The sequence below is a fragment of the Mycobacterium sp. NTMscope_Eco_3 genome (genome assembly GCF_976985685.1).
The window spans coordinates 164340-190649 of record NZ_CDRJYZ010000001.1 but is presented as its reverse complement, the minus strand read 5'-3'; the positions used below and the strand labels follow the sequence as shown (position 1 = coordinate 190649).

Genomic DNA, 26310 nt, shown 5'->3' with positions numbered 1-26310 from the left:
AGATGTCCGTTGTGCCGACGTTGCACAACAACACGTTGAGCGTGAAGATGCTTAGCGCCGCCAGGGACGAAGAAGCTGCGATGGTTGGCAGGGTCGACATCTGCATCAAAAACCGCAACTTGGACGATGAACTCAAACCATTGGAACGGCCTCTCAGCACGGCCTTTTGCCGAATTGAAATGGCATCTGCGAAAACACGCCGCCAGCTCCCAACGCTGGAAAAGGTCTGATCCCGGACGTCTTCGACGAGAATGACTCTGGCCGTGATCACCGGGTCATCCATAGGTCGCGAACCCACGGTGAAGTGTTCTGCGGCTGCTGTCACCGCCAGCGGAATCCGGGCCGGCAGCACCTCCTCGATGCGTTTCACCCAATCAACAAACTTTTCGGAATCCCACCACGCAATCGGATACCCCATGTCAACGAGCTTGTCATTGAGCGCCCGATGCTGCTGGCCATGCACCGATTCCTGACCGATAAACCCGGCCACCCGCTTCTTCAACCCAGGATCGGTGACCTCATCGGCAAACCGGCGCACCGACCGAATGAACAACTCCTCCCCCGGCGGGAACGACCCCGACAAGTTCGCCAGAAAGTGGCTGAAGATGATGTCGTCATCCACGATAATAGTTGCTGCCCTCCCCCCACCGAGAAACATATCCGCCGAGTCCTCGGATACCGAGACCCCACTCGGTGCACTCATAGTGGTCACGACCCCCTATATATCTAGCCTGTGCCCCCGTCGACCACGAAGGTTACCTTTTCCCCGAACTTCTAGTTTCGGATACTGACAGTACAGGGTGTCGGGCGTTACAGTACTGCGAAGCGACAGGGTGCGCAACGCTAGCCCCGCGACGTGCTGACCGCGGGGGGGCGGTCAAGGTGCAGGCCCCGCGGGTCAATGACAAACGTATTGATCCCGATACCGTTGAGCGGCAGCGGTTCTCGTCGACGATCGTGCCGGCGTAAGCGCGTAAGTCGCCGCAGATGGCCGAGGTGTTGCCGTTGCTGTACCTGCATGGGCGTCCAGCGGGGATTTCAGGCCGGAGCCCTGGAGCAGTTCCTGGGTCGGGGGCCGGGTTGTCGGCAGCCACGATTACCCGGCTGACCGCCCAGTGGCAAGACGAAGTCGCCGCGTTCGGCGGCAGGGATCTGTCCGCCACCTGAATCGCCCCGGTGAGTCCGGAGACTTTCTGATGTGAGATTTCAGCCAGCGGCTGGTCTCTGGCGTGGAGTGCAATAGGCGGCTTCGAGTTCAACTGGTGGGGATATCGCCGCAGTATTCGTAGAGGCGACGGTGGTTGAACCAGTCGATCCGCCGTGCGGTGGCCAGCTCGACGTCCTTGATGGAGCGCCAGGGCTTGCCGGGCTTGATCAGCTCGGTCTTGTACAGGCCGTTGACCGTCTCGGCTAGTGCATTGATGCTCCTATATCCGTCAAGCGGCTGGTTTTTCGGCTTGTGGAGTGGTGCGCAGTGGATGCACGAGGCCCATATCTCACGGGCAAGGAAGCGTTTTAAGCACCGGATGATTTCGGCCTTGGACTTGCCTTCGGCGGTGCGTCTTGCGAGGTACGCCTGGGTGGGTTGATGGTGTTGCATGCCCACGATGACGGTGCGGTAGATCGCCGCATTAGCCTGGCGGTGGCCATCCCAGTTGAGCAGGTGGCGAACGGTTTTGCCGGTGGAGGCTGGGATCGGGCACACGCCGCACAGCTTGGTCCACGCGGCTTCAATACGGATCCGGTCGGGGTTGTCGCCGGCGACGATGAGCATCTCGGCGGCGGTGTCGGCGCCGATGCCGAATGCTGCGGTCAACTCTGGCGCGATCTCGGTGACCAATTGGGCGAGTAGTTTCTCGTGTTCAGTGATCTCCTCGTTGAGATGCTGCCAGCGGCGGGCGATCGAGCGCAGGGTGTGCTTGGTTGCGGCTTCGACCGTGCTGATGCCAGCTGGCCTCAGGCCGGCGTAGCGGCGGATTAGGGCCATCTTGGACAAGGGCTGCAGTTGTTCACGCAGCTCGTCTGGGGCGTTAACGATGACCGTCTTCAGCGAGATCATCGCTGCCGAACGGGCTTTGACCGCAATATTTTTGGCGATTTTGATCTGTCGGATCATATCCACGGTGTCATCGGCGGTCTTCGGGGTGGCGGTGGCATGGCTACCAAGCACGGCACGGGCGGCGTTTTCGGCGTCCAGGAAGTCGGACTTGCCGCGCAGCCGCCGGTCGCGCCGGTCGGTGCGCATTACCTCCACGACACCGATGTCGCTGCGACGCACGGCTGCGGTCAGGCCGGCTCCGTAGGAGCCGGTGCCTTCGATGGCGAAGGTCAGGATGTGGCCCGGGTGGCTAGCCCATTCGATCAGCTCGGCATAGCCGGCGCGGTCGGCTTGGAACGTTCCGGTGTCAAGCACCGCGCCGAAGTCGTCGAACGCGGCGGCGACATGAACGAACTTGTGGGTATCAACACCGATCACGACTCGACCGCGGCGAGGTGTGGTTGCCATGCTTGTCATTGCGACCTTCAGCGGGTTGTTGAGGCTGGCCGGTCGGGTGACGGGACTGCGATGGGACCTGGTGTGGTCAGGCTTCTATGAGGTCACTGCCCGCTCGGTCAGCACGAGGTGGAACGACCGCCCGTTGGACGACAGATCAACAGCCAGGACACCCATACCGCTGGGTCAGTCATAACACGAGTCAGGCGACCAGACAGCCGCCAACATTCTCACAGTCATAGGAGCTGCCGACCGCTCGGACCGAGGACTGGATGCCCGCTTCTGCGTGCCGTTCGCTGAACCTGATCGAGGTGTATTGACTGCGATCCCCGATCCGTCTGGTGGACAACGTCTTTGAGATCAGTACACCTTCTTGTTGACGGTTCTAGATGGCTTGCTCGATCGCATCGAGGACCATCGAGGTGGCCATCGTGGAAGCGACCCGCCAGCCCAGCATCCCGCCGCGCGTAGGCGTCGGTGGCGAAAGCGACGTAGGCAAACCCTGCTCGACGGTGCATCTGGCCACTGGAGTGCCCTCGCGGTTGAGCGCCAGCCACACCTTGTGGGCACCGTACACGCCGTAGTTGGCGGCGTAGAGCCGGCTGATCTGTTCTTTGAGTTCGTCGTCACGGCGTTCGCGGCGGCTGGGCTCGCGGTTGATGTGGTCGTAATAGGTCGATGGGGCGATCGGCATACCCAGCTCGGTCAGCTGTGTGCAGATCGACTCGACACCCCACCGCAAACCATCAGGGCCATCGCGGTGACCGTGATGATCGGCGATGAACTGGGTGATTAGTGTGTTGGCAGGTCGAGCTCGGCCGCGGAGAAAGCCGACGCCGTCTTGAAAATCGCATTGGTTATCTGAGGCCGTGAGGAAGCTGTTCACCATGTAGACGACACGCGTTCGGAGATGCCGGGAAATGCGTTGTGGACCAGTTATCTTCGGTGTCTGTGACGAGTCCTGGGCTGCGGGTGCAGTCGGTGGTGATGCCGTTCGGCGACCGCGAATCGTGGACGCTGGTGGATCAGGATGCGGTGGTGGTGGAGCCGGTCGAGGCGTTCTTGTCGCATCTGCACGCGATCGAGCGCTCACCGAACACGGTCAAGGCCTATGCCCATGATCTGCGGGATTGGTTCGAGTTCCTCGATCGGGGCGGCCTGGTGTGGTCGCGGGTGCGACTGGAGGAGGTGGGCCGGTTCGTGGCGTGGCTGCGACTACCCGCGGCGGGGCGAGTGGGCAATGTGTCAGCGCTGCCGACGGCGGAGAGCATGTGCTCGGAGGCCACGGTGAACCGCAAGCTATCGGCAATCTCGGCGTTTTATGAATTCCATCAGCGCCACGGAGTGGACCTGGGTGATCTGTTGACGACCTGGCAGCGGCATAAGGGACATGGTGGATCGTGGCGACCACTGCTGGCGCACCTGGGATCTCGACCGGAGCGCAGCAGGCGGATCCGGTTACGGGCCCAGCGGCGCATCCCGGACACGCTGGACACGGAACTGGTCGCGGCGATCGTGGCGGCCTGTGATCGGCTGCGGGATCGGTTCCTGTTTTCTCTGCTGGCTGCATCCGGGCTGCGGGTTGGTGAGGCGTTGGGGTTGCGGCACAGCGACATCGATGCGGCTGCTCGGCTGGTGACGGTGGTGCCGAGGGTGAATACGAATCGTGCCCGAGCCAAGGGCGGGGGTCGCCAGGTGCCGGTGCCGGGCGCGGTGATCCGGCTGTATGCGGATTATCTGCATGGCGAGTACGGCGAGCTGGACAGCGATTACGTATTCGTCAACTTGTGGTCCGGTCCTATTGGGTATCCGTTGACGTATGCCAGCGTCTACGATTTGGTCTGCCGATTGCGGGAGCGGACCGGAATCATGTTCGGGCCGCATACTTTTCGCCACTCGTATGCGACAGAGTTGTTGCGCCGCCAGGTGCCGGTCGAGGTGGTGGCCCATCTGTTGGGGCACGCGTCGATCGCGACGACCAGTGACGCGTACGCGCATCTGAAGGTCGAGGACACCCGCCGCGCGTTGGTGGCCGCGGGGTGGCTGGCGGACCGGGATGGGTCGTGGTGAGCGTCGAGGTGCTGGCGCCGCCGATTGAGCCCGGCTGGGTTGCGCGTTTGGGCGCAGCGGTGCGTGCGGAGTTCCGGGTCGAGGTGCTGGTGCCCGCCGTCGCGGATCCGATTCTCGGGTCGCCGGCATGCGCGGTGCCCGGGTGTGTGCGTTCGAGTCGCTACGCCGGGCTCTGCCCGGCCCATCTGGGCCGGTGGAGAAAGGCGGGTCGCCCGGATGACCGACGGGCGTGGGCGGCGACCGCTGATCCAGAGGTGATGGGGTACCGGCCGCTGCAATCGTGCCTGGTGCCCGGTTGCGGCTTCGGGCAGCATCGGTATCGGTTGTGCTACACGCATTCCCACGCCTGGGACAAGGCCGGACGCCCAGTGGTGGATCGGTGGAAGCCGGACGTGGCCGGCACGCCGGCAGCGGTGTGCGCCATCCCGGGGTGCATGTTGTGGGCCGAACTGGACGCCGGGTGGTGTCATTCCCACCACCGGCGGTGGCGGCTGCGTGGTCGCCCGTCGGCGGCGGAGTTCATCGCCTACTGCGCCAGCTACGGCGAGGATCGCTTCGACTTGCGGCCGCTGCGGCCGCAGTTGCGGCTGGAGATCGGCTACGCGCTGCAATGCCGCGTCGACCTGAACCGAACCCGCACCACACCGCGATCGATCAAGCCGCTGCTGGACCACTTGTCGGCAACCGGGGCCGAGTCGCTGCTGGATCGTCCGCTGGCCGACTGGCTGGCCGGGCTGCCGGCCGCGGCGTCGGTCAACACCCCGCGCGCGTTCCTCGGTTACGCGATCGAGTGCGTGCTCGATTTGCGCGACGGGACCGGCTGGGACAGCGAATACCAGCGTGACGTGTGGCGGCTACGGCGGCTCGGTGTTTCCGGCCATGACGGGGCCAAACTGGATTTCACTGCGGTGCACCCAGTCTGGCTTCGAGAGCTGGCCAAACGATGGTGCCGGTGGCGCATGTCGTGCGGAGTCGGGCTGGGGCAGCTACGCAGTGATCGCCTCGCGCTCGTTCGTTTGTCGCAGTTCATGCCCGGACTAGCGAGCTCGTCGGGCCCGGGTGCGCTCGAGCGGGCAGCGCTGGAGGCCTACCTGGCTCGACTGGCCGTTGAGATCCCACAACCGAAGACCCGCAGCGCCGAGATCGGCTGTGTGACCGGGTTTCTGAATGCCGTTCGCCAGCACCGGTGGGCATCGCTGCCGGCCGAGGCGCAGCTGTATCCCAGCGACCAGCCCCGCCGTGACGAGACACCGGCACCGCGGGCGATTCCCGAGTTCGTCATGGGCCAGTTGGAAAGCCCGGCCAACCTCGACCGGATCAGCGACCCGCGGATCCGGCTGCTGGTGGAGGTCCTCATCCGCACCGGCCTGCGCATTGGCGACGCCACCCGGCTGGCGCTGGACTGTCTGGTTCGCGACCCGCAGGGCGCGGTCTATTTGCGCTACCGCAACCATAAGATGCGCCGCGACGCGGTGGTGCCCATCGACGACGAACTCACCGCCATGATCCAGACGCAGCAGGAGCGCACCCGGCAGCGGTTTCCAACCACCGCCGTGTTGCTGCCGCGCAGCAGCGCCAACCCCGACGGACGGCTGCCCATTCCCACCGTGACGTTCCACCTCCAGCTCGGGCAGTGGCTCGAAACATGTGGTGTCACAGATGAACTCGGTCAGCCAGCGCATATCACCGCTCATCAGTTCCGGCACACGGCGGCCACACGATGGATCAACCATGAGGTGCCGCAGGAAGTGGTCCGACGCCTGCTCGACCACACCAGCCACACCATGACCGCCGTGTATGCCCGATTGGCCGACACCACCATACGAGAGCAGTGGGAACGCGCCCAGAAGATCAACATCCACGGTGAGCCGGTCGACATCACCGTCGACGGGCCCCTCGCCGATGGCGAGTGGATGAAGCAGAACCTTGCACGCGCGAAAATAGCGCTGCCCAACGGCTATTGTGGTCTGCCACTACAGAAATCGTGCCCGCACGCCAACGCATGTTTGACTTGTCCGCTGTTCATCACGACCGCCGAATTCCTACCCCAACACCGCAAGCAGCTCGATGACACCCGCACGTTGATCTCGCGTGCTCAAACCGACGGCCACACCCGCCTGGCCGAGATGAACCACACCGTCGAAACCAACCTGCTTACCATCATCGCCACCCTCGAAACCGACCAACGCGACTGCCGGTGCGCTGCAGCGGGCAGCGAAACATGCTGCGGAAAGGAACCATCCGATGCGCCATGACAACAGCCACTACCTCCTCGCCGCTGCCCAACGCCGCCGCGCCGACACCCTCCAACGCGCCCGGCAAGCCCTGCAGGAACTCGGCGAAACCGGCCAGCGGCGCACTATCACACAGATCGCCGCCCTCGCCGGCGTCTCCCGCTCATGGCTGTATGCCCAGCCCGCACTGCGCGACCAACTCCGCCGACTGACCGCCATATCGGAGACGCCCGAGCCGGCACCACCTGCCCCAGTCGAGCGCGGCTCCGACGCCTCCCTGCGCCAACGCCTCACCCTCGCACACGAACGCATCCGCGAACTCGACAACGAAAACCGTCAACTACGAAACCAGATCGCACTCCTGCACGGACAGCTCCGCGCCAACCGCATCGCCGACACCCACATCACGGACACCGTCCACGACACAAACACCCAGATCACGCCCCCAAACAGTCGAGCCCGCCCAAGATAACGTTGGTCCTTCCGAATTCGGCGTTCTCTCGCCGCAGTCGTTTTAGCTCGGAGGACTCTTCGGTCGTGATCCCCGCGTGCGCCGCATCGATCTGAGCCTGGCGCACCCACTTGCGCACCGCCTCGGCCGTGCCAACACCAAGTAGCCCGGCGATCTCACTGGTCGCTGCCCACTCCGAATCGTGCTGATCGCTGATCTCCGCGTCCATCCGCACCGCCCGCTCCCGCAGCTCTGGCTGGTACCTCCTCGACAAACCACCTGACATGACTCCATCCTTTCCAAGAAATGGAGTCTCCAGACATGCCGGGGCGGTTGAACGCGCATGCCAACTCTTTCACGGTCCAAAACAGTTGTCATGGAAACGTGGGCATCGGTCATCGCGTTGGCGCGCTGGTTGGGAACCGAGAGCCCCGCGCCCGTGCCGAGGGTCCGTGCTGATGGCCGCATGGAGCTCGTCGGGCTGGCTGACGGCTTCCGGGGATCGACTGAGTTCTGGGCTGATTTGCTGCGCGATTGCCGCCGCCGCGCCATGACCGCAGCGGTGCTCGCGGTCGGCGACGGCGCCCTGGGCTTCTGCAAGGCGTGCGGGAGGTGTTCCCGGATATTCGAGAGTAGCGCTGCTGGTGGCATAAGCAGGCCAATATTCTTGCCGCACTGCCGAAATCGGTGCACCCAGGGTGCAGTCGCGGCGATGAAGGAGATCTACAACGCCGAGGATATCGACAAAGCCCAGCTCGCGATCAAAGCGTTCGAGATCGACTACGGCGCCAAATACCCCAAAGCGGTCGCCCAAGATCGTCGACGACGCCGAGGTGTTTTTGGAGTTCTACCGGTATCCCGCCGAGCATTGGATCCACCTTCGCACCACAAATCCGATCGAAAGTACCTTTGCGACAGTACGTTTGAGGACCAAAGTCACCAAAGGGCCGGGCTCCCGCGCGGCCTGGCTGGCGATGGCCTACAAGCTAATCGAGGCCGCCCAGGCCCGCTGGCGCGCGGTCAACGCACCACACTTGGTCGCCCTCGTCCGTGCCAGCGCCGTCTTCCACAAGGGCAAGCCGCTCGAACGGCCTATCGACATCACACCCGAACCGTCGGCAGCTGAGCCTCAAACCGTCGGATCGCAGGTCGCCTGAAACTCACCGATCCACAGGTCTTGACGATATCTCCACTCCCGATCCGTGTCTCCGGCACATCCACTCCTCGTAGTGTATGCCTCTACGGTTCAGGGCAGGTTCAGCATGTCGGCGCCGCCAGCCGCCCGAACTGGGAAAGCGACCGCTTAATTTGCCTCGGCCGATGACTCTAGCTTCGTGTCAGGAGTGAGGTGCACCCCACGCACTTCCGCAATTGCCGAAAAGGCGCCCCACAAAAAAGCGGTCAACTCTTCGACAAGGGCATCCTTGCTGACGGTCGGGGAATTCAGCCAGCGCAGCACACCAAGTCCCACCGCTCCCAGAGCAGCATCCACAACATATTCAAAGTTGGCGCCCTCGCCACCACGCGCCTCGATAGCGGCTGACCAAACATCCACCGTGGCGTCCGAGAGCGGCCTGCCGCCCTCGATCAAATCCGCGGGCGAACGCCCGTCCCTGAAGTGGGAATTCACCAGGAAACGAAAAAGATTAGGCCGCTTATCCACGAGCCCGACGTAAGCGGCCACCGCGGAGCTGACCAGCTCCAGCGCCGTGGTGGCGGCATCAAACTGCGGCACGACTTGCTCGATGATCATCTCCTGCACCCGCTGGCCGACCGCGGCGAATAAGGCGTCCTTATCCGCGAAGAATCGATACAGCTTGGGCCTGGGGATCCCCGCGGTCTTTACGACATCGTCGATGGACAGGTCAGGCCCATACTCGTCGATCGCGCGAAGCGTCGCTTCTATCAGCTCCGCCCGCACAGCAGCTCGATGCTCGCGCCAACGATCGGCTCGGGCATCTCCGGTCAACTCCGGTAGCAGCCGCCCCACGGCACCCAGGTTCATCGACACCCCGAAATTCTAATCTAAAAGCTAAAGCTACTGCACAAGCCAACGGTGCGTCAGGCAACTCCTCACGCGTTGAGCCTCTCGGTGCCCGCCTGGAAGCGCCTGAACGTCGCGCCGCGCGTGACGATCCGTCTTCACCATCATGAACGCGATTCATCGTAGCGGCCGGCCGACCCACCACGAGGGAGATTCGAAATCCAATTCTATTGACGGGTTGTGACGGTGATGCCACCATCAACCCATGCGCACTGACTGCAGGGATCATTCTGTAGGCGATGCCACGGCGGAGTCTTTGGCCTGGGCTGGTGGCGCATGACGATGGTGTTCGCGTCTGGCACTCTAGAATTGCCGGCTGAGGCGGTTTTCGACTACGCTGTCGACTACCGCCGGATGCCGGAGTGGGTCTTTGGGTTGCGCACCATTACGCCAATCGGCGAACTATCAGACGGGGTCGGCGCCGAATTTCGAGGAACCGGCAAGATCGGCCCAATCGCGATGACCGGAACGAGTCGCATCACCGAGTGGGAGCCGTGCCGGCGCATCACAGAGGCCTTGGTGACCAACAACGGCATAGTTGCCTTGGCAGCCGTTGCCACGACGCCGATGGGATCAGCAGTGACCCGCGTTGACATAACTGCCGACTACAAGTTCCCCGGTGGGCTCGCGGGCAAAGTCCTCCAGCGCGCTATCGAGCCGTTGCTTGGTTCAGGTATCCGACACACTGAACGAGCACTGCGTCGGCAATGTCTACGCACCTGCTGAACAGCTCCCACACACTGAGCCGTCCCGGCGTTTCCGGAGACTCCCGATCTTGGGAGGATTCGAGTTATGGCACGCCCGAGCAAGTATCCCGACGAGCTTCGTGAGCGTGCAGTGCGCATGGTCGCTGAGGTGCATCCGCAGTACCCCTCGCAGTGGGCGGCGATCACCGCAGTAGTCGAAACCCGGAACGAGGGCCCCCATACGTCTGGACCAAGACCGTCGACCAAATCTTGATCAGCATCGTCGGCAACTACTGCACCAAAATTAATGACTCAGGGCACTAGTTCGTTTGGGTGGCGTCCGGAATCCGGTGTAAATCGGCCTGCGGAGGTTCTGGCTTCGGTGAGTGATGCTACGCGGTGGCGCTGACGGTTTCGGTGGTGCTGCTAGCGAAGTCCGGGGTGTGCTGGGGCCACAGTTGCCGGGGTGGTTGCAGCAGGCTGCGGCGCAGGTCTTGGAGCTGGCGCAGCCCGGCGGGGGTCATGGTGAGTCCGCGCCAGCCGCGGGATGCGCGGTCGAGCACGGCCCAGGCGATGCTGTTACAACTGGTCTCGCCAGGGAAGCGGCCGATAACCTTTGCGCGGCGGCGGGTTTCTCCGAAGGTGCGTTCGATGAAGTTCGAGTGGCGGATGCGGTGATGATGTTCGGGCGGGAACCGCAGATAGGCGGTCAGGCCCTCGCGCTCGGTCAGCATGATCTTCATCGCTGCCGGGTAGGTGGTCGTGTAGCGGGTAGCGAACGCGGTCAGCCGGGCGTCGACCAGTTCGACCAGCCGCGGACCGGGCTCGGTTTTGAGGTCCTCAGTGTCGAAGCAGGCCCAGTAGCCGTCGCGGATCTCGGCCTGCATCCCGGCCGGGATCTTGGCCAGCACGTTGCGTAACCGCTGGATCAGGCAGCGTTGCCGCAGCGCGGTCGGGAAGACCTGCTCGATCGCGGCGATCAGGCCGCGGGCACCGTCGGAGATGACCAGCAGCGGGCACGCTAGCCCACGGTCGGTGAGATCGGTCAGGAAATCGGCCCAGGCCTCGGTCGACTCCACCACGCCGGGGGCCAGGCCAACAAAGACGGGCTTGCCGGCGGTGGTGACGCCCCACGCGGCCAGGATCGGCTCGGCCGGCGAGCCGGGATGCATCCGGAAGAAGGAGGCATCCAGGAACAGCTAATCGAGCACGACATCGCCCAGGGGCGCCGCGCCCAGGTGTTGTACTCGGTTTTTATCGCTTGGCATACCTGCGAGACAGTCGATTTCGAGATCGCGGCCTGATCACCGAGCGCATCGGCAAGGGTGGCCTCGACATCACGCACCGACAGTCCGCGCACGAACGAGGCGATCACCAGCGATTCCAGCGCATTGGTTTTGGTGACGTGCTTGCCGAACAGGCGTGAGACGAACGCGGCGGTCGTGCCGCGCAGCTTGGGCCGCTCCAGGGTGACTGGGCCGACGGTGGTCTTGACCGTCGCTGGCCGATAACCATTGCGCGCCCCGGGGCTGCGCATCCGGCGCGGCCGCGGCGCGTTGGTAGCGGTCACGGCCGAGGAACTCGGTCACCTCGGCCTCCAGCGCGGCCTGCATCAGCAACTGTGCGCCGAGCCGGGCCACCTCCTCCAGAATCTCGGGCAGCTCACGATCGGATGCGAACAGCTCGTCGATCTTGGCGCGAACACGATCAGTCGGCGATACTCGTGCAGGCACGGGCATAGGTCCTTTCTTCGATGACTTGGTAGGTCTCGAAGCAGAACCTATGCCCGGCCCATTTACACCGGCTTTAGGACGCGACCGTTCGTTTGCCTTTTCTTCCCAGACTGCGCCGGACGCCGAGGCGACGCCGCCCTCCCGCCGCCTTGACGACAAGTGCTAGTGTGGCCGTGCCCAGCACAAGGTAACGGCGCCACCCCAGCGCCTCCACGACCATTGCTACCGAGGCCGTGGCCAAGACAAGCACTACAACGCCCGAACGGCGAATCGAATCTAATCTCATGGCCAATAACTATAGCGTTCGTCGCGACCGTCTGGAATGCAGGCCATGGCCTTTAAGAGCTCCACACTGAATCGCCCCGGCATGTCCGGAGACTCCACTTCTTGGGAAGGTTGGAGTCATGTCAGGTGGTTCATTGAGGAGGTATCCGCCGGAGCTGCGTGATGAATCGCCCTGGTTCTGTCGGAGGCTCGGGTTATTGGATTCCGATCAGGGGTTGGTCGGTCCGTTGTGCATCGTAGAAGGTGGCTTCGAACTCGGTCGGAGGAACGTCGGCGAGGTAGCTGTGTAGGCGGCTGGTGTTGTGCCAGTACACCCAGGCCAGGGTCGCCAGCTCGACGTCCTCGACGGTCTTCCAGGGCCCGGTGTGAGCCGGCCCGTAGATCAGCTCGGCCTTGTAGTAACCGTTGACGGTCTCGGCCAGAGCGTTGTCGTAGCTGTCCCCGATGGTGCCGATCGAGGGCACCGCACCGACCTCGGCGAGACGTTCACCGTAGCGGATGGAAGTGAACTGGGACCCGGCATCGGAGTGACATGTCAAGCCCGGCAATGTGTTTCCACGTGACCAGCGGGCCATCTCGATCGCGTCGAGCACCATGGTTGTGCGCATGTGGGAGGCCACCCGCCAGCCCACGATCATCCGGGAGTAGGCATCGACGATGAAGCACACATACGCCACCCCAGCCCAGGTCGGCACGAATGTTAGATCCGTGACCCACAGTTGGTTCGGCGTAGTCGCCGTGAACTTCCGCTTGACCAGATCGGGGTGGCGAGGCGCTGTCAGGTCGGGTTTGGTGGTGCGGACCCGTTTGCCGCGCCGCGCTCCTTGGATGCCGGCTGCGCGCATCAGTCGGGCGACCTGGTCTCGCCCGACGTCGTGGCCGGCACGGCGGGCGGCTTTCCACAGCTTGCGGGCGCCGTAGACCCGGTAGTTGTCCCACAGCGCCACCAGGGCGGGCGCCAGCTCGGCGTCTCGACGGGCCCGTGCCGACAGCGGCCGTGCCTTGGTGTCGTAGTAAGTACTCGGGGCCACCGACACCCCTGCGGTGCGCAGGACGGTGCAGATGGGCTCGACCCCGAATTCCCCACGGTGGGTGTCGATGAAGTCGACTACTTCTTGTGTTGGCGGTCGAGCTCCGCGCCGAAGAAACTGGCCGCTCGTTTCAGAATCTCGTTGGTTATCTGAGGCCGTGAGGAAGCTGTTCACCATGTAGACGACACGCGTTCGGAGATGCCGGGAAATGCGTTGTGGACCAGTTATCTTCGGTGTCTGTGACGAGTCCTGGGCTGCGGGTGCAGTCGGTGGTGATGCCGTTCGGCGACCGCGAATCGTGGACGCTGGTGGATCAGGATGCGGTGGTGGTGGAGCCGGTCGAGGCGTTCTTGTCGCATCTGCACGCGATCGAGCGCTCACCGAACACGGTCAAGGCCTATGCCCATGATCTGCGGGATTGGTTCGAGTTCCTCGATCGGGGCGGCCTGGTGTGGTCGCGGGTGCGACTGGAGGAGGTGGGCCGGTTCGTGGCGTGGCTGCGACTACCCGCGGCGGGGCGAGTGGGCAATGTGTCAGCGCTGCCGACGGCGGAGAGCATGTGCTCGGAGGCCACGGTGAACCGCAAGCTATCGGCAATCTCGGCGTTTTATGAATTCCATCAGCGCCACGGAGTGGACCTGGGTGATCTGTTGACGACCTGGCAGCGGCATAAGGGACATGGTGGATCGTGGCGACCACTGCTGGCGCACCTGGGATCTCGACCGGAGCGCAGCAGGCGGATCCGGTTACGGGCCCAGCGGCGCATCCCGGACACGCTGGACACGGAACTGGTCGCGGCGATCGTGGCGGCCTGTGATCGGCTGCGGGATCGGTTCCTGTTTTCTCTGCTGGCTGCATCCGGGCTGCGGGTTGGTGAGGCGTTGGGGTTGCGGCACAGCGACATCGATGCGGCTGCTCGGCTGGTGACGGTGGTGCCGAGGGTGAATACGAATCGTGCCCGAGCCAAGGGCGGGGGTCGCCAGGTGCCGGTGCCGGGCGCGGTGATCCGGCTGTATGCGGATTATCTGCATGGCGAGTACGGCGAGCTGGACAGCGATTACGTATTCGTCAACTTGTGGTCCGGTCCTATTGGGTATCCGTTGACGTATGCCAGCGTCTACGATTTGGTCTGCCGATTGCGGGAGCGGACCGGAATCATGTTCGGGCCGCATACTTTTCGCCACTCGTATGCGACAGAGTTGTTGCGCCGCCAGGTGCCGGTCGAGGTGGTGGCCCATCTGTTGGGGCACGCGTCGATCGCGACGACCAGTGACGCGTACGCGCATCTGAAGGTCGAGGACACCCGCCGCGCGTTGGTGGCCGCGGGGTGGCTGGCGGACCGGGATGGGTCGTGGTGAGCGTCGAGGTGCTGGCGCCGCCGATTGAGCCCGGCTGGGTTGCGCGTTTGGGCGCAGCGGTGCGTGCGGAGTTCCGGGTCGAGGTGCTGGTGCCCGCCGTCGCGGATCCGATTCTCGGGTCGCCGGCATGCGCGGTGCCCGGGTGTGTGCGTTCGAGTCGCTACGCCGGGCTCTGCCCGGCCCATCTGGGCCGGTGGAGAAAGGCGGGTCGCCCGGATGACCGACGGGCGTGGGCGGCGACCGCTGATCCAGAGGTGATGGGGTACCGGCCGCTGCAATCGTGCCTGGTGCCCGGTTGCGGCTTCGGGCAGCATCGGTATCGGTTGTGCTACACGCATTCCCACGCCTGGGACAAGGCCGGACGCCCAGTGGTGGATCGGTGGAAGCCGGACGTGGCCGGCACGCCGGCAGCGGTGTGCGCCATCCCGGGGTGCATGTTGTGGGCCGAACTGGACGCCGGGTGGTGTCATTCCCACCACCGGCGGTGGCGGCTGCGTGGTCGCCCGTCGGCGGCGGAGTTCATCGCCTACTGCGCCAGCTACGGCGAGGATCGCTTCGACTTGCGGCCGCTGCGGCCGCAGTTGCGGCTGGAGATCGGCTACGCGCTGCAATGCCGCGTCGACCTGAACCGAACCCGCACCACACCGCGATCGATCAAGCCGCTGCTGGACCACTTGTCGGCAACCGGGGCCGAGTCGCTGCTGGATCGTCCGCTGGCCGACTGGCTGGCCGGGCTGCCGGCCGCGGCGTCGGTCAACACCCCGCGCGCGTTCCTCGGTTACGCGATCGAGTGCGTGCTCGATTTGCGCGACGGGACCGGCTGGGACAGCGAATACCAGCGTGACGTGTGGCGGCTACGGCGGCTCGGTGTTTCCGGCCATGACGGGGCCAAACTGGATTTCACTGCGGTGCACCCAGTCTGGCTTCGAGAGCTGGCCAAACGATGGTGCCGGTGGCGCATGTCGTGCGGAGTCGGGCTGGGGCAGCTACGCAGTGATCGCCTCGCGCTCGTTCGTTTGTCGCAGTTCATGCCCGGACTAGCGAGCTCGTCGGGCCCGGGTGCGCTCGAGCGGGCAGCGCTGGAGGCCTACCTGGCTCGACTGGCCGTTGAGATCCCACAACCGAAGACCCGCAGCGCCGAGATCGGCTGTGTGACCGGGTTTCTGAATGCCGTTCGCCAGCACCGGTGGGCATCGCTGCCGGCCGAGGCGCAGCTGTATCCCAGCGACCAGCCCCGCCGTGACGAGACACCGGCACCGCGGGCGATTCCCGAGTTCGTCATGGGCCAGTTGGAAAGCCCGGCCAACCTCGACCGGATCAGCGACCCGCGGATCCGGCTGCTGGTGGAGGTCCTCATCCGCACCGGCCTGCGCATTGGCGACGCCACCCGGCTGGCGCTGGACTGTCTGGTTCGCGACCCGCAGGGCGCGGTCTATTTGCGCTACCGCAACCATAAGATGCGCCGCGACGCGGTGGTGCCCATCGACGACGAACTCACCGCCATGATCCAGACGCAGCAGGAGCGCACCCGGCAGCGGTTTCCAACCACCGCCGTGTTGCTGCCGCGCAGCAGCGCCAACCCCGACGGACGGCTGCCCATTCCCACCGTGACGTTCCACCTCCAGCTCGGGCAGTGGCTCGAAACATGTGGTGTCACAGATGAACTCGGTCAGCCAGCGCATATCACCGCTCATCAGTTCCGGCACACGGCGGCCACACGATGGATCAACCATGAGGTGCCGCAGGAAGTGGTCCGACGCCTGCTCGACCACACCAGCCACACCATGACCGCCGTGTATGCCCGATTGGCCGACACCACCATACGAGAGCAGTGGGAACGCGCCCAGAAGATCAACATCCACGGTGAGCCGGTCGACATCACCGTCGACGGGCCCCTCGCCGATGGCGAGTGGATGAAGCAGAACCTTGCACGCGCGAAAATAGCGCTGCCCAACGGCTATTGTGGTCTGCCACTACAGAAATCGTGCCCGCACGCCAACGCATGTTTGACTTGTCCGCTGTTCATCACGACCGCCGAATTCCTACCCCAACACCGCAAGCAGCTCGATGACACCCGCACGTTGATCTCGCGTGCTCAAACCGACGGCCACACCCGCCTGGCCGAGATGAACCACACCGTCGAAACCAACCTGCTTACCATCATCGCCACCCTCGAAACCGACCAACGCGACTGCCGGTGCGCTGCAGCGGGCAGCGAAACATGCTGCGGAAAGGAACCATCCGATGCGCCATGACAACAGCCACTACCTCCTCGCCGCTGCCCAACGCCGCCGCGCCGACACCCTCCAACGCGCCCGGCAAGCCCTGCAGGAACTCGGCGAAACCGGCCAGCGGCGCACTATCACACAGATCGCCGCCCTCGCCGGCGTCTCCCGCTCATGGCTGTATGCCCAGCCCGCACTGCGCGACCAACTCCGCCGACTGACCGCCATATCGGAGACGCCCGAGCCGGCACCACCTGCCCCAGTCGAGCGCGGCTCCGACGCCTCCCTGCGCCAACGCCTCACCCTCGCACACGAACGCATCCGCGAACTCGACAACGAAAACCGTCAACTACGAAACCAGATCGCACTCCTGCACGGACAGCTCCGCGCCAACCGCATCGCCGACACCCACATCACGGACACCGTCCACGACACAAACACCCAGATCACGCCCCCAAACAGTCGAGCCCGCCCAAGATAACGATCGCCCGCTTCAGTTCTCGTATCTCTTGCTCGAGCTCTTTGACCCGCTGTGACTCCGCAGTGGACACCCCAGGTGCATACCCGTCGTCGATATCGGCCTGACGCACCCAGGAGCGCACCGACTCGACCCCGTAGCCGAGCTGGCGGGCTACCCGTGACACCGTTCCCTGCTCGGTGCCCAACTCGGCACGCAGTGCCCGCACCATCCGCACTGCAGCGGCCTTCTCCTCCGGGCTGTAACGACGCGCCGTGGGCTTCCCAGACGACTGTTCCTTCGGCATACCTGCATCCTCGTTTCCAAGGTCAGGAGCCTCCGGGATTTCCAGGGCGATTCACACCTCGGCAGTCTTGCCGGAGAATCCCGGAATGCTCATCAGCAGTTCCCGGGTGAGGCGAAAGGGCGCCATCGCTTCCTCGATGCGCTCATCGAGGCGACCGATATCGGCGGTGTGAGCATCGATGCGGTCAAGGAACAACCGGGACATAAACGCGTGATGCTCACTGAACCGGCCGATCAACGCCTCGGTCAACGCCGGGATCTTGCGGCGCAGCGTCCGCTTGGCCAGATCGGCAATCATGGCTGGATCGTTCTGGCCGGCGATCAGCGCCTCGAGCATCGCTCGTCCGGACACTCCGGTGATGTCGGTGGCCACCGAGGTGAGTTTGATCCCGGCGTCTTCGAGCAGCTTCTCCAACCGCATTACCTCGCGCGAGCATTCCCGGGTGATGTGCGTGCGTGCGTGGGTCAGATCCCGCAGCGCGCGAATTGTCAACGGCAATCGAAAACTGATCAGGAGTCGGCAAGCACTGGTCAGTATTCACTTGCCGCCGACACGAATCGGCGGCGGCGGCACCAACGACGCCGTCACCAGCCCGTGAGCCCCGAGATCGGCCAGCCACGCAGCATCAGACACATCGGTCTTGCGGCCGGGCACATTGCGCACCCGCGACGCATTGATCAGCATCATGTTCAGCTCATCGTCGAGCAGGTAGTAGAACGGTTTCCAGTAGTCGCTGGTGGACTCGATCACCACACACGTGACCTTCTGCGCGATAAGATGCTCACGCAACGCCAGGATCTGTGATGTCATGGCACCCCATGTCGTCACTGTCGACGACGCTCCTCTGCGTCCATGGCCCTGAATCCGCACACAGACCTTCGCGTCTTTCTTCGAGCAATCGATTCCCGCGCACCGCGGGTGCACCACATCCATCGAACTCACCGCCTCCCAACAGGATTGACAAAGGGGCGTGTTCCGGGGAGATGTCGGCGTCGTCTGAAAACTGACCCCGTGTCGCCGTTGACAGGAGAGCGGGATGAAACAGAATTCTGACACTCGTGCTCGACGGCAACATTCCACGGTCCCCGTGGATGGGGGGCTCTCCACCCTCAGGCTAATTTGCGGGCTCACAGGCAACATAGTGCAACCGGGGTCAACCGAAACACCTTCCAGCATGAACCGTCGGCCGCCTGGACGCTGAACCCAGCGCAGGCCCCGTTCGGAACCGCAACTGGCTCGCGGAATTTTCGATCACCACGGTGAGAGCGAAGCGCGCCCGAGAAGCTAGTTTGATAAAGTCGGGTCGACCGCTCCGGCCGTGGTGAGCACGGTTTTGCGGCCGCGCCCGTTGCGGGAGTTGCCCGAGCCATAACCAGCCGGATCGCCGTACTCATAGCCCAGGTGATCAGCGATCTCGACATCCAAAGCGCGTTGGAGCACCGCCTTGGTCATCTGCGCCAACAGCCCCTCAGGTGGAGGCGTGGTGGTCGAACGAGCTGGCCACCGCACGGCGGATCGACTGGTTCAACCACCGCCGCCTGTATGAATACTGCGGCGATGTTCCGCCAGCCGAACTCGAGGCCGCCTATTACGCTCAACGCGAGAGAGCAGCCGCCAGCTGAGCTCTCACATCAGAAAGTCTCCGGACTCACCGAGACAGTCCCCGTTGGATTATCCGGCGATGAGCGGATTTGTGCGGTGCTCACCGTTTCCTCGGTTTGAGCCAGAAGCCATTTCGGAAGTGCTTTGGTGTGATGTCGAGGCCGGCAGAGTTGCCGGCCGGGATGCTTTGGTCGTGAAGCGCAGACCGTCATCGATCTTGCCGCGGCGTATTTGACGGACATCGAAGAGGTAATTCTGCTTTGCTTTCCATGGACCGCGGGATCCAGACTTAGGGAGTTGATCCATCGCGCGTTGGAAGTAGCCGGGCGCAAAATCCGTGAACGGCAGTTCCTCGACATCCTCGCCAGGGTGGGGAGCTACGACGGTGTCGTAGCCGTGCGCATCCATGTAGTTGAGTAAGCGACAGACGTATTCAGACACCAGGTCTGCTTTCAGTGTCCAGGACGCGTTGATGTAACCGATAGTGAACGCCATGCTCGGGACGTCGGATAGCATCATGGCCTTATAGGTCATCGACTTCGCGACGTCGACGACCTGGCCGTTACGGGTAATCTTGGCGCCGCCGAACAGCCGCATGTTCAAACCGGTCGCGGCGACAATGATGTCGGCCGTCAACTCCTGACCCGAGGAAAGCTTGATCCCGGTCCTGGTGATGTGGTCGATAGTATCGGTGACTACATCGGCCTTGCCGTCCCGAATGGCCTTAAAAAGGTCGCCGTTAGGGGCCAGGCATATCCGTTCATCCCACGGGTTGTACTTCGGCCCGAAATGCTTATCCACGTCATAGCCTGCGGGCAGCTGGTGCTTAGCCCAAGCGATCAGCGCTTTTCGCATGGAACGGGGAAAGCGACGCGCCAGTCTGTACTGCGCCACAGCTAACAGGATGTTCTTCCAGCGGTTGACGAAGTCCGCGCTCCTTGTCGGTAACCACTTGATGAGCTGCACGGCAATGGGGTCGATGTTTGGCAGCGATCCGATGTAAGTCGGTGAACGCTGCAGCATCGTTACCTGGCCAGCGCCTGAATCCACGAGGGACGGAATAAGGGTCACTGCGGTAGCACCGCTGCCGATGACGATGACGTTCTTACCCGCATAATCGAGGTCTTCGGGCCAGTTCTGCGGGTGAACAATAATTCCTTCGAAATCCTTCTCGCCCCGGAATTCTGGACGATACCCCTGGTCGTAGTCGTAGTAGCCGCTGCACGCAAACAGGAACGCGGCCGTGATCTCGGTCGTCTTTTGGCGGTCCCCAGCCACCTTGATCGTCCAGCGCCTGTCGGCGTCCGACCAGTCCGCAGACAATACCTGGCTACCAAACCGGATGTGGTTGTCGATGCCGCTCTCGGCGGCAGCTTCCCAGAGATAATCCTTGATCGTGGCGCCATCAACGGTAAAGCGCGGCGAGTGCCACGGCTTGAAACGGAACCCGAAGGTGCACATGTCGGAGTCCGATCGGATGCCCGGATACTTGAACAGGTCCCATGTACCACCCAGATCAGCTCTGCGCTCTAGAACTACATAACTCTTGTTGGGACAGCGCTCCTGCAGATGCCAGGCAGCGCTGATACCGGAAATACCCGCACCCACAATCACAACGTCAAAGGATTCGGACATAAAACTGCTTGCTCCCTTCTTGGCGACGGTCTCGGTGAAATTCGGTTCACTTCAGGTAGCCGACCAGGGCCCCCTTGGTGCCGAAGAGTTCCTCCTGCCATTGCTCGAGCAACGCGTTGGTGTCGATGTCGTCGGGATGAAATCCCGGTCGCAAGTATTGCCTGAGCTCTGGGATCAAACCCCGAAATATCGGACCGCGGTAGACCCGATAGGTCTCACGCACCAGTCGCACTGGCTGACGGCACGCTTCGGGATCCCGCGCCACCGAATACGCCAGCGTGCCACTCATGAGGAGGAGCAGAAGGGGGATCATTACCGCCATCACACGTCGACGCACCCGCTCGGTACCCCCCACCGAGCGGAATACGTCAAAGGCAACCGACTTGTGCTCAAGTTCCTCCAGCGCATGCCACTTCAGGAGATTCCACACCTCCGCATCACCCGGGATCGCCCGGAAGTCCTCATCGCCGAGCAGCCGCTCAGCAAGTATCGCGGTGAAGTGTTCTGCGGCTGCTGTCACCGCCAGCGGAATCCGGGCCGGCAGCACCTCCTCGATGCGTTTCACCCAATCAACAAACTTTTCGGAATCCCACCACCCAATCGGATACCCCATGTCAACGAGCTTGTCATTGAGCGCCCGATGCTGCTGGCCATGCACCGATTCCTGACCGATAAACCCGGCCACCCGCTTCTTCAACCCAGGATCGGCGATCTCATCGGCAAACCGGCGCACCGACCGAATGAACAACTCCTCCCCCGGCGGGAACGACCCCGACAAGTTCGCCCACAGGTGGCTGAAGATGATGTCGTCATCGAAGAAATACTTGCTGCCCTCGCCAAAGGGGAAACGTATCCGCCGGGTTCTCGGATACCGAGACCCCACACTTGCCGCACTTGCAGTGGTCACTGCCCCTTGTCCTATGTCTCCGTCGACCATGACAGGCTGCCCTTCCTCGAACATCCAGTTTCGGATACCGATAGTATCGGGTGTAGACGTGGTGCTACAAGTCAAATGTCCCGCTCGCTCGCTTGGGGAGACGCGGGCGCAGAAAGCGCCATGCCCGGGGTACGCAGATGCGCCTGAAGCGGGTGTGGCTGTTGACTTCCATTTCGATGGCACCACTGACCGCCGCCAGATCAAAGATCGTCTCGATCATCGACGAACACACCCGCAAATGCGTCGACGGTCGGGTGGCGCGCGGCATCACCGGCGAGGACCTGGTCCTCGAATTTGACCGCCTGGCCAGACAGCGTGATACCCGCCCGACGGCGCTGCGGTGGAGCAATGATCAGGAACCTAATAGCTTTGTAGGGCACTGGACGATTCCTGATCAGAACTCGGGGCTAGACCCCCTTCCACAGGCGGGAACGCCGGCTGCTCTGCGACCTTCCGAGTGAGCGGTCGGCCAGCGAGTGTCGACGGAACGCCTGACCGATACCGGGGTCGGCTAGACCTGCCGGGAGAACGGCGAGGTCGGCGTGTCGTGACCGGCTGCTCCTCGGAAGGGGTTGGGGTGGGGAACGTGGTTCGAGCCCGCCTGCACGATCGACACCTCATCGACGGGGAGCCGTTGAGCTCTGACAAAGACTGGGGGTCGTGCGGGTTGCTGGGGTCGCGAACGGCTCAATCGGAGGTCAGGCCATCAGAGCCTTGCTATTAGGGCGCCGCGCGTTCTCACAAAGGGTCACGCACCCAACACATTTCGACAACCAAGGAGGTAAATTTGTCCATGGTCACGTGTGGGATCGACTGGGCCCAGGATCATCATGACGTCGCGCTGGTGGATGCCGACGGTCGGCTGGTCGCCAGACGGCGCATCCCCGAGTCGGTCGCCGGATTCGCCGAACTGACCGCCATGCTGGCCGATGCCGACGACGACCCTGAGGATCCGATCCCGGTCGCGATCGAGACCCCGCGCGGGTTGCTGGTCGCCGTGTTGCGGGCCAGCGGTCGACCGATCTACCCGATCAACCCGATGTCGGTGGCCCGCTATCGGGAACGGACGTCGATGTCGGGCAAGAAGTCTGACCACGGCGATGCGGTCACGCTGGCCAACATCCTGCGTACCGACATCGACCAGCATCGTCGGTTACCCGCCGACACCGAACTGGCGCAATCGATCACCGTGCTGGCCCGTGCCCACCAGGACGCCACCTGGCGGCGTAACCGGGCCGGCAACGAACTGCGGTCGCTGCTGCGGGAATATTTCCCGGGTTTCCTGCACGCCTTCGCCGACCGTCCCGGCGGAATCACCGCACCCGAAGCTCGTGCGGTGCTCGCCATCGCTGCCACCCCGGCCAAGGCGGCGCGGCTGTCAAAGCCGCAGATCACCGCCGCCCTGCGCCGCGCCGGACGCCAACGCGGCCTGACCACGCTCGCGGCGACAATCCACCAGCAGCTGCGGCTGCCGCAGCTGCGACACCCCGCCCCGGTCGAAGACGCCTTCGGTATCCAAGCAGTCGCATTGCTGGCCACCCTCGACGCTGAGTGCGCCAACGTCGACCGGCTGGGCGAGGCCACCGCCGCCACCTTTGCCCAGCACGCCGACCACAGGATCATCACCTCATTTGTGGGGGTCGGCGACCTTACCGGTGCCCGCCTGCTCGCCGAAATCGGCGACGACCGAACACGATTCGCCGACGCCCGAGCATTGAAGGCGTTCGCCGGGTCGGCGCCCGTCACCAAAGCCTCTGGGCGCAGCATCCGCATCACTCACCGGCACGTGAAGAACAACCGACTTGCCGCCGTCGGATTCGTCTGGGCGTTCATCGCGGCCGGCTGCGAAGGACCCGCCCGCGCTCACTACCTGACACGCCGCGACCACGGCGACCGCCACCCCGCAGCCCTGCGCCACCTCTACAACCGCATGCTCGGCCAGCTCTACCACTGCCTGCAAACCAGCCAAACCTACGACCCAATCAAGGCATACCGACCACCCCCGACGCACCCCACACGAGCCGCCGCTTGACTGTTAACAAGATCGGAGGTCTGTGGGTGCGACGCGATGTCGCGCATGTGAGTGAGCTCGTGGAGTGGAGGTCGGCGATGCCGGTCGCGTAGTTCTCGGTTGGTGTTCGTGACCGATCCCCGCCCTGACGTGCGTCGACGGGTCCTGCCCGTGGGCGTGCGAAGCTCAGGGAAGAAGCCCAAGGGCCCCCGTTCCGTCTGGGGGAACGACCGGGCGAGGGAAGGCCGGACGGGCGAATGCGAATGAACCCTTGATGACGCCTCGTTATTTGAAGCCCGGGAAGACGGGTTGAGAACCCGGGTGATAGGACCCGGCCGCTGGCAGTGGCGGCAAGCGGCGACCGGAGGCCACAGGCCGGTCGTGCGAACACCGCTGGTCTCGGGGTATAGAGGGCGCCCTCCCCGGCCGTATCTCGTATGCGCGGAACGTGGAAACCCCGTCGGGTCCGGCCTTCGGGCCGGTAGGCCGATCGTGAGAGGGGCGGAATCCCTCGGCGGGAACAGGATGCTCAAGAAGCGAATGCCGATGGCCGAAAGGCAGCGGGACCTGTGGTCGTGGTGCCGCCGCTCCTCCTGGGCGGCGATCATGGGGAACCGGTCGGATACCAGCGTGGTGGCTGGGCTCGAAAGGGCGCTGACGTGGGCAGGTGAGCCTTTGAAATACCGAGACCGAGGGCCTTGCGAACCGGAAGGGCAAGTTGGACACCGTAGAGGTGAACGGACCGGAGGGCGTTTTCGATTGGACCGTCGTGGATTGGCGTGTCCATGAGGAAAACGTAGCGAGGTTGCGGCGCAGGATCTTCAAGGCGACGCGGGAGCAGGACTGGGCCTCGGTCCGGTCGCTGCAGAAACTGATGCTGGGTTCCTGGTCGAACACGTTGGTCAGTGTGCGACAGGTGACTCAGCGCAATGCTGGGCGTCGAACGGCCGGGATCGATGGGGAGGTTGCCCTGTCGCCCGAGGCGAGAGCGAATATTGCGGTGCGAGTGCATGATTCGCGGTCGTCGTGGGAGCCCTTGCCGGTTCGGCGTGTGTATATTCCGAAGGCCAACGGAAATCAGCGTCCGCTCGGTATCCCCGTGGTGATGGACCGCTGTCATCAGGCGCGGGTACGCAACGCGCTGGAGCCCGAGTGGGAGGCTCGGTTCGAGGCCCGTTCCTACGGGTTTCGCCCGGGCCGTAGCTGTGCCGATGCGATCCAGTCCCTTTTCCTCACGCTCAAAGGGCCACGAGCCCAACGGGCATGGATTCTGGACGCCGATTTGTCGGCCGCGTTCGACAGAATCGACCATCCTCGGCTACTCGACAAGCTGGGGTCGTTCCCGGCCAAGGAAATGATCCGAAAGTGGCTGAAAGCCGGGGTGATCGAGAACGGCGGGTTCGCGCCGACCGAGGAGGGTTCTCCGCAGGGCGGGGTGATCAGCCCGTTGCTGATGAACGTGGCACTGCATGGCCTGGAGGAGGCCGCGGGAGTTCGTTACCGCAGTTCGACCGGTGTTTACGCCGGCGCGGCGATAGCGGGCAACCCGGTTCTGGTGAGATATGCCGACGATATGGTCGCCTGCTGCCATTCACGTGAGCAGGCCGAACACGTCAAGGCGCAGCTTGCCCGGTGGCTGGCTCCGAGGGGTCTGGTCTTCAACGAGGATAAGACGCGCATCGTCCACCTCGAAGAGGGATTCAGCTTCCTCGGATTCAACATCCGCTGCTACCGCCACGGTAGACGGCCGGGCAAGTTGTTGATCAAGCCGAGCCCGGAGGCGATCGAGCGTATCCGCAAACGGTTGGCCGAGGAGATGCGCAGGCTGCGCGGCTCCAACGCCAGGGCGGTGATCGCCCGGATGAACCCGATTATCCGGGGATGGTCCGCCTACTATCGAGGTGCGGTGTCCAGCAAGGTTTTCAGCTCGCTGGACCACTATATGTGGCGGCTCACCTCCGGGCGGGCGCGCCGACCGCATCCGAAGAAGCCGAAAAAGTGGATCGCACGCCGCCACTGGGGTCGGTTCAACAAGTTCAGGAACGATCAGTGGGTGTTCGGCGATCCCGAACGGCCGTTGGATGACCGCCGTGAAAACATCGCGTGTCTGGTCAAATTCTCCTGGACTCACATCGTCCGACACACGCTAGTCGCGGGCCGGGCGTCTCCCGACGCCCCGGAATTGGCCAGCTACTGGGCCGAACGACGGCGCAAGGTCAAACCCGCGCTGGACAGCTACAACCTGCGCCTGCTCGCCAAGCAGGACGGACGGTGCCCGCTGTGTGGCGATCATTTGTTGACCGTCGATCAACCCCCGCAGTCGCCCTCCGAATGGGAACGGTGGTGGTTAGGAGTTGTCAAGCGAGCCATCGCCGCCGAGCATCTCACCCACCACGGGCGGCTGGCCCGGTTGGACGAGACCCACCTGGTACACGCCTCCTGCCATCGCAGCCTTCGGGCTAAGTTGCGCGGGAGCCCAACGAATTACGCAGTTCCCGCAACGTCCTCGGGGCTTGCTTGAGCCGTATGCCGGGACGACTGGCACGTACGGTTCTGAGGGGGGACCGCCGCAGCAATGCGGCGGTCCTACCCGACATGAGCCTCGGTGAGGCAGCCTGAAGGGGCGCCGCCTTCCCGAGGGTGCTCTGAATTCGGTTTGTCTGATCAAGGACCGGCGTTGGCGCGCTGGTTGGGAAGGTACGCCCATGCTCACGGTAGTTCACGACGTCGACGAGTCCAACGACAACACC

14 protein-coding genes, 12 pseudogenes and 1 other annotated feature are annotated in these 26310 nt (G+C 63.7%); of the genes and pseudogenes, 13 read left to right on the top strand and 13 right to left on the bottom strand.

Annotation, left to right across the window (positions count from 1 at the left end; genetic code table 11):
- Positions 1-298 precede the first annotated feature (298 nt).
- Positions 299-660: pseudogene (locus AC0KTM_RS00870) on the bottom strand (metal-dependent hydrolase); the annotation flags it as partial.
- A 190-nt stretch (positions 661-850) separates the two neighbouring features.
- On the opposite strand from AC0KTM_RS00870, the pseudogene AC0KTM_RS00865 reads away from it, so the two are divergent.
- Positions 851-1164, top strand: a pseudogene (locus AC0KTM_RS00865) (IS256 family transposase); the annotation flags it as partial.
- A 42-nt stretch (positions 1165-1206) separates the two neighbouring features.
- Here AC0KTM_RS00865 and AC0KTM_RS00860 read toward each other — a convergent pair.
- The 3 pseudogenes from AC0KTM_RS00860 to AC0KTM_RS00850 all read right to left on the bottom strand — a co-directional run.
- Positions 1207-1420: pseudogene (locus AC0KTM_RS00860) on the bottom strand (integrase core domain-containing protein); the annotation flags it as partial.
- 210 nt (positions 1421-1630) lie between these two features.
- Positions 1631-2506: pseudogene (locus tag AC0KTM_RS00855) on the bottom strand (IS110 family transposase); the annotation flags it as partial.
- Positions 2507-2729: 223 nt separating this feature from the next.
- A pseudogene (locus AC0KTM_RS00850) lies at positions 2730-3349 on the bottom strand (DDE-type integrase/transposase/recombinase); the annotation flags it as partial.
- A gap of 132 nt (positions 3350-3481) precedes the next feature.
- Between AC0KTM_RS00850 and AC0KTM_RS00845 the strand changes: the two are divergent.
- The 3 genes from AC0KTM_RS00845 to AC0KTM_RS00835 are packed head-to-tail and all read left to right on the top strand — an operon-like array spanning position 3482 to position 7270.
- A complete protein-coding gene (locus tag AC0KTM_RS00845) occupies positions 3482-4564 on the top strand; it encodes a tyrosine-type recombinase/integrase (protein WP_033717226.1) in 1083 nt (360 codons plus the stop codon).
- Positions 4534-6819 carry a tyrosine-type recombinase/integrase gene (locus tag AC0KTM_RS00840; RefSeq protein ID WP_225325992.1) on the top strand — a complete coding sequence of 762 codons (2286 nt, stop codon included), beginning with the start codon at positions 4534-4536 and terminating at the stop codon, positions 6817-6819. The genes AC0KTM_RS00845 and AC0KTM_RS00840 overlap by 31 nt, the downstream gene beginning before the upstream one ends.
- Positions 6809-7270 carry a DUF6262 family protein gene (locus AC0KTM_RS00835; RefSeq protein WP_007172469.1) on the top strand — a complete coding sequence of 154 codons (462 nt, stop codon included), beginning with the start codon at positions 6809-6811 and terminating at the stop codon, positions 7268-7270. Before AC0KTM_RS00840 ends, AC0KTM_RS00835 begins: the two co-directional genes overlap by 11 nt.
- On the opposite strand, the pseudogene AC0KTM_RS00830 reads toward AC0KTM_RS00835, so the two are convergent.
- Positions 7263-7535 (bottom strand): annotated as a pseudogene (locus AC0KTM_RS00830) (transposase); the annotation flags it as partial. The gene AC0KTM_RS00835 and the pseudogene AC0KTM_RS00830 sit on opposite strands and share 8 nt — an antisense overlap.
- A gap of 57 nt (positions 7536-7592) precedes the next feature.
- On the opposite strand from AC0KTM_RS00830, the pseudogene AC0KTM_RS00825 reads away from it, so the two are divergent.
- Together AC0KTM_RS00825 and AC0KTM_RS00820 are read left to right on the top strand one after the other, a co-directional pair.
- Positions 7593-8006: pseudogene (locus AC0KTM_RS00825) on the top strand (transposase); the annotation flags it as partial.
- A 76-nt stretch (positions 8007-8082) separates the two neighbouring features.
- Entirely contained in the window at positions 8083-8406 is a 324-nt protein-coding gene (locus AC0KTM_RS00820; RefSeq protein ID WP_268988642.1) for a transposase, read from the top strand.
- A gap of 146 nt (positions 8407-8552) precedes the next feature.
- Here the strand turns inward: AC0KTM_RS00820 and AC0KTM_RS00815 are convergent, their stop codons facing one another.
- The gene (locus AC0KTM_RS00815) at positions 8553-9254 is read right to left on the bottom strand and encodes a TetR/AcrR family transcriptional regulator (RefSeq protein ID WP_033721584.1); all 702 of its coding nucleotides are present in this window, start codon (positions 9252-9254) and stop codon (positions 8553-8555) included.
- Positions 9255-9569: 315 nt separating this feature from the next.
- On the opposite strand from AC0KTM_RS00815, the gene AC0KTM_RS00810 reads away from it, so the two are divergent.
- On the top strand, positions 9570-10019 hold the full coding sequence (locus tag AC0KTM_RS00810; protein ID WP_007172254.1) for an SRPBCC family protein: 450 nt from the start codon (positions 9570-9572) through the stop codon (positions 10017-10019).
- A 352-nt stretch (positions 10020-10371) separates the two neighbouring features.
- Here the strand turns inward: AC0KTM_RS00810 and AC0KTM_RS00805 are convergent.
- Both AC0KTM_RS00805 and AC0KTM_RS00800 read right to left on the bottom strand, forming a co-directional pair.
- Positions 10372-11712, bottom strand: a pseudogene (locus AC0KTM_RS00805) (IS256 family transposase).
- A gap of 479 nt (positions 11713-12191) precedes the next feature.
- Positions 12192-13171: pseudogene (locus tag AC0KTM_RS00800) on the bottom strand (IS3 family transposase); the annotation flags it as partial.
- Positions 13020-13151, bottom strand: a sequence feature (AL1L pseudoknot). Its footprint overlaps the pseudogene before it by 132 nt.
- A 132-nt stretch (positions 13172-13303) precedes the next feature.
- Here AC0KTM_RS00800 and AC0KTM_RS00795 point away from each other — a divergent pair.
- Genes AC0KTM_RS00795 through AC0KTM_RS00785 form a run of 3 tightly spaced genes read left to right on the top strand, consistent with a single transcriptional unit; the run spans position 13304 to position 17092 of the window.
- Positions 13304-14386 carry a tyrosine-type recombinase/integrase gene (locus AC0KTM_RS00795; protein WP_033717226.1) on the top strand — a complete coding sequence of 361 codons (1083 nt, stop codon included), beginning with the start codon at positions 13304-13306 and terminating at the stop codon, positions 14384-14386.
- Complete coding sequence (locus AC0KTM_RS00790) at positions 14356-16641, top strand: tyrosine-type recombinase/integrase (RefSeq protein ID WP_225325992.1); 2286 nt, start codon at positions 14356-14358, stop codon at positions 16639-16641. Before AC0KTM_RS00795 ends, AC0KTM_RS00790 begins: the two co-directional genes overlap by 31 nt.
- A complete protein-coding gene (locus AC0KTM_RS00785) occupies positions 16631-17092 on the top strand; it encodes a DUF6262 family protein (protein ID WP_007172469.1) in 462 nt (153 codons plus the stop codon). Before AC0KTM_RS00790 ends, AC0KTM_RS00785 begins: the two co-directional genes overlap by 11 nt.
- Here AC0KTM_RS00785 and AC0KTM_RS00780 read toward each other — a convergent pair.
- From AC0KTM_RS00780 to AC0KTM_RS00760, 5 genes and pseudogenes are all read right to left on the bottom strand, one after another.
- A pseudogene (locus AC0KTM_RS00780) lies at positions 17085-17375 on the bottom strand (transposase); the annotation flags it as partial. The gene AC0KTM_RS00785 and the pseudogene AC0KTM_RS00780 overlap by 8 nt on opposite strands.
- Before the next feature lie 54 nt (positions 17376-17429).
- Positions 17430-18308, bottom strand: a pseudogene (locus tag AC0KTM_RS00775) (IS110 family transposase); the annotation flags it as partial.
- A gap of 369 nt (positions 18309-18677) precedes the next feature.
- Positions 18678-18884, bottom strand: a pseudogene (locus AC0KTM_RS00770) (transposase); the annotation flags it as partial.
- Positions 18885-19046: 162 nt separating this feature from the next.
- A complete protein-coding gene (locus tag AC0KTM_RS00765; RefSeq protein WP_007172240.1) occupies positions 19047-20612 on the bottom strand; it encodes a flavin-containing monooxygenase in 1566 nt (521 codons plus the stop codon).
- Between the two features lie 46 nt (positions 20613-20658).
- Entirely contained in the window at positions 20659-21549 is an 891-nt protein-coding gene (locus tag AC0KTM_RS00760; RefSeq protein WP_172975555.1) for a metal-dependent hydrolase, read from the bottom strand.
- 137 nt (positions 21550-21686) lie between these two features.
- Here AC0KTM_RS00760 and AC0KTM_RS00755 point away from each other — a divergent pair, with 137 nt between their 5' ends.
- The 3 genes from AC0KTM_RS00755 (at position 21687) to ltrA (ending at position 26081) form a co-directional block, all read left to right on the top strand.
- A complete protein-coding gene (locus AC0KTM_RS00755) occupies positions 21687-22010 on the top strand; it encodes a hypothetical protein (protein ID WP_007172237.1) in 324 nt (107 codons plus the stop codon).
- Positions 22011-22342: 332 nt separating this feature from the next.
- On the top strand, positions 22343-23581 hold the full coding sequence (locus tag AC0KTM_RS00750) for an IS110 family RNA-guided transposase (protein WP_472414808.1): 1239 nt from the start codon (positions 22343-22345) through the stop codon (positions 23579-23581).
- Positions 23582-24293: 712 nt separating this feature from the next.
- The gene (ltrA, locus tag AC0KTM_RS00745; RefSeq protein ID WP_046186391.1) at positions 24294-26081 is read left to right on the top strand and encodes a group II intron reverse transcriptase/maturase; all 1788 of its coding nucleotides are present in this window, start codon (positions 24294-24296) and stop codon (positions 26079-26081) included.
- Positions 26082-26310: the final 229 nt, after the last annotated feature.